Source organism: Erysipelatoclostridium sp. DFI.2.3 (genome assembly GCF_019132535.1).
GTDB lineage: Bacteria > Bacillota_I > Bacilli_A > Erysipelotrichales > Erysipelotrichaceae > Clostridium_AQ > Clostridium_AQ innocuum.
In genome coordinates this window covers 1-1100 of record NZ_JAHOOJ010000057.1, presented here as the reverse complement: position 1 = coordinate 1100, position 1100 = coordinate 1, and the positions used below count along the sequence as shown (strand labels likewise).

The 1100-nt window shown below is 41.4% G+C and carries 1 protein-coding gene; it reads right to left on the bottom strand.

The window, feature by feature from the left end:
• Positions 1-28: 28 nt before the first annotated feature.
• The coding region (locus tag KSZ58_RS22350) for an IS256 family transposase (protein ID WP_217752957.1) at positions 29-1100 on the bottom strand (1072 nt) is incomplete at its 5' end.

Genomic DNA, 1100 nt, shown 5'->3' with positions numbered 1-1100 from the left:
TTTTTTTATATGCCTTTATCTTTACTCATTATGCTTCTACTGCTTCCATAATGGCAAGTTGATTTTGAATCATATCCCAGTTTCGACATCTCTGTGTCCATTTGCTGCTGAGGTTCTGAATAGCCAAGTAAAGCATCTTTCTCAAACTGTCATCATTTGGAAAAACCGTCTTTGTTTTCGTGACTTTTCTGAACTGTCTGTTCAATCCTTCGATCGCATTTGTCGTGTAAATGATTTTGCGGATTTCAACTGGATAATCAAAGTATGTGCTTAGTATATCCCAATTCTCTTCCCAGCTACGTACTGCGGTTGGATATTGCTTGCCCCATTTATCCTTGAAAATTGCTAACTGATTCAGTGCCTGTTCCTCTGTATTTGCTTGGTAAACAGTTTTTAAATCCCTCATGAACTCCTTGATATGCTTATAACTCACGAAGCGTGTGCTGTTGCGAATTTGATGGATAATACAACGCTGAATACGTGCCTTTGGATAGACAGCTCCTATGGCTTCTCTGAAGCCTGTAAGACCATCTACGCAGAACAAGGAAACATCCTTAACCCCTCTGCTTTTCAACTCATTCAGCACTCCCATCCAGTATTTCGCTGATTCACTCGCACCTACCCACAATCCTAAAACTTCCTTCATTCCTTCGTTGTTGATGCCTAAAACAACATAGGCTGCTTTGGTCACAACCTGATGATCTTCTCTGATCTTATAATGGATCGCATCCATAAATATGAATGGATAGAAGGCTTCTAAGGGTCTGTTTTGCCATTCTGTTACTTCGGGCAGAATGCGCTCGCTGATCTTGCTTACCAGTCCTTCTGAAATCTCTACATCGTACAGTCCTTTAATCTGATCTTTGATATCTCTTGTGGACATTCCAGTAGCATACAAGGAAAGGATGCGCTCCTCGATGCCATCGGCATTTCTCTGATATTTCCCAATGATCTGCGGCTCAAATTCGCCGTTACGATCACGTGGTACGTTTACATCTACTTCACCTAATTGTGTTTTCATTGTGCGTTTCACAGTGCCATTGCGATAGTTTTTCTTCCCTTCACAAGATGTTCTTTCAGCGCGATCATAGCCTAAATGC